The organism is Rhodohalobacter sulfatireducens, from assembly GCF_022012475.1.
In the GTDB taxonomy this organism is placed as follows: Bacteria; Bacteroidota; Rhodothermia; order Balneolales; family Balneolaceae; genus Rhodohalobacter; species Rhodohalobacter sulfatireducens.
In genome coordinates, this window is the sequence record NZ_JAKLWS010000075.1 from 1 (window position 1) to 3,140 (window position 3,140).

A 3,140-nucleotide genomic window follows, 5' to 3' on the forward strand; every position below is an offset into this window, starting at 1 on the left:
AACCGTCTGCTGGAAAAAGATCCCGCTAAACGATTTTCAGATAGTGAGCAATTGGCCGCAGAACTCAAAACCTGTCTGGATCAGTTGCCGGATTCTATTGAGGCTTCGAAAAGGATTAATACTAATCAGAGCCTAACTGGGAGTACGTCCGGTTCACAGACATCAAGTATTATCATCAACTTACCTGCACTACGAACCAGATACGAGATACTAAGTCTGGTGGGTTTCGCCGTTCTCCTGGCGCTGATTGGCTACTGGTTTTTTCCGACTTCAGGCTCACAGGCAACCCCAGCAAATAACAAAATTGCGGTATTGCCTTTGGAAAGTATTAGCACTGAACCGGAGGATATTCAGTTTACTGATGGTGTACATGAAGAACTGATTAATAGATTAGCTGGAATAAGTGAATTAACGGTGATTGGGAGAAGTTCTGTACTTGGTTTTGAACCTGGTCAAAGAGATATGGAGTCAATCGGACAACAACTTGGGGTGTCCTCCCTTATGGAAGGAACTGTCCGTCGAATAGGAGATCAGTTACGAGTATCCATTCAACTCATCGATGCAAACAGTTTAGCTACCGTATGGAGTGGTAGTTTTGATGACAATATTGATGATGTTTTTGAGATACAAAGCCGTATTGCCAGGCAAGTGGCAGGGGAGCTTCAAGCTTCATTGACAGCCGATGAACAAGAACAACTTAACATAAGACCTACAGATAATCCTCAAGCCTTTCGATATTACATGCAGGGTCGGGCTTTTTTAAGTCGAGGCGTATTTGATGAAGAAAACCTGTTTATGGCTGAACAACTTCTAAGAAATGCTGTGGAACAGGATCCAGAGTTTGCACAGGCTTGGGGTATGCTGGCTTATGCATACTCACAATTATACTGGTTTTATCAACGTAATCAGGAAACCCTGAAAAATTTAGAAAGAGCAGCAGAATGGGCTCTTTTTTATGGCCCTGACCATGCAGAAACCTATCTGGCTAATGGGGTCTTTTTATTTTGGACTAGTAAGGATAGCCGACAAACATTATCCCATTTTGAATCGGCAGTTCAAAAATATCCAAATGACTCTTTAATTTTATTTATGACAGCCTATACACATAGAAGTTTGGGAAATTGGAAAGAGTTATTTGATTACTTAAAAAGAGCCCTTGAGTTGGATCCACTTAATATTAATATCCACACAGAGTTAGCTTACGATTACCTTTTAATTCGTAATTATGATAAAGCCCTAGAATATGTAGAGCGATTTAGAGAGCTTGCCGAAAATCCATTTTATTTTGTTGTTTTTACTATAAGATCTGGATTAGCAAAAAACGGAACACTGGAAGTCTATGAAAATTTGTGGGATCAAATTAACACATCAGATCCTGCAATTGAAGAACCCATGCATTATGGTCATTACAATAGATTTAAACGTAATTGGGATGAGGCTTTACGTTCATATAAAAACTCCAATGATATATATGCTCAATACTTTATAGGTACAGTTCTTGAAAGACTAGGAAATAAGAGTGAGGCTCTAACCTATTATGAAGCGGCTAAAAATGATTGGGAACAATTACTCGAAGAATATCCAAATAACCCAATTTACCGTTCTGCTTTGGGTAAAGTGTATACTCGATTAGGAAATATCGATAAAGCTATTCAAGAAGGAAAAAGAGCCTTAGAAATAAGTTCAACCCAACCACATTATGTTGGTACTTGGTTTGAGTATGATCTCGCTGAAATCTATGCATGGAGTAGTAATGAAGAATTGGCGATAGATCTTTTAGAGTATTGTCTTTCAGTTCCATCCGAAGAAGCTCATAGAAATATTCTTCGCTTAGATCCAATATGGGACCCACTTCGAGACAACCCCCGATTCCAGGAGATCATTGCGGGTGAGGATGAACCGTATATCGAGGATTTATAATGAAAAAAATGTGAGCTTAGTAAGCAAAATACCGCAATGAACAACGACCGATGGACCCAAATAGAAATCCTGGTTGAACAGGCGCTTGCCCTCCCGCCTGAGGATCGGGCTGCGTTCATCGACAACCAGTGCGGAGAGGATGAAGCGCTACGCAACGAAATTCAATCCTTGCTGAAGCATGGAGACAAAGCCCTCTCCTTTATGGGGCATTTTGAAGACAATGTGGTTGCCCCTTCCATTGATAATCTGGCACGAGACCAGGTTGAAGAAGATCACAGGATCGATGCCCTGTTCGGACATTACCACATCACCGACATTCTCGGCCGTGGTGGAATGGGCATCGTTTACAAAGCCAAAGACACCAATCTGGACCGCACTGTCGCCCTCAAGTTCCTGCCTTCTCACCTCACCCGATCCGACAAAGACAAACAGCGTTTTATCCGTGAGGCGAAAGCTGCGGCTGCGCTTAACCATCCAAATATCTGCACAATTCACAGCGTCGAAGAGCATGAAAATCAGCACTTCATTGTGATGGAGTATATCGACGGACAAACGCTGCGTCAAAAGCTTGAAGCAGAAGAGATCACTCCAACCACGGCTATGAACTATTCCATTCAGATCGCCGAGGCTTTGGCTGAAGCCCACGAAAACGGCATTGTCCACCGGGACATCAAACCCAGCAACATTATGGTGGACTCGAAAAACCGGATCAAAGTGATGGACTTTGGACTGGCCAAACTGGTGGATTCAACACCCATCACACAAACAGGCACCACGCTCGGCACGATGGCATATATGTCCCCTGAACAGATTCAGGGCCGGCCGGTGGATCACCGCGCAGACCTGTTCTCGTTTGGAGTGCTCCTGTTCGAGATGCTAACCGGTCAGCGTCCTTTCGGCGGACCGTATGATGCGGCTCTCTCCTATTCCATCGTCAATGAAGAACCGCCGTTACTCTCTGATTTCCTGCCGGATGCACCGCAAAAGCTGTCCGTTCTTATCAGCCGCCTGCTGGAGAAAGATCCCGCCAAGCGATATTCAGATACTCAGCAACTAGCGATTGAACTCAAAACCTGCCTGGATCAATTACCGGATTCGATCCAAACCTCAAAAGTCACACCATCAACAACGTCTCAGGCAGACACCGGGGATTCATCCAGTTCAGTTTCCACCAGTATTACCATCAACTTTCAATCATTTCGCACCCGAAATGGGATACT

General features: G+C 43.7%; 2 protein-coding genes. Both read left to right on the top strand.

Features of this window, described 5'->3' with window-relative positions; all coding sequences use genetic code 11:
* The coding region (locus L6773_RS21055; RefSeq protein ID WP_237856646.1) for a tetratricopeptide repeat protein at window positions 1-1,920 on the top strand (1,920 nt) is incomplete at its 5' end.
* 36 nt (window positions 1,921-1,956) lie between these two features.
* On the top strand, window positions 1,957-3,140 hold a 1,184-nt coding region (locus L6773_RS21060), incomplete at its 3' end, for a serine/threonine protein kinase (protein ID WP_237856648.1).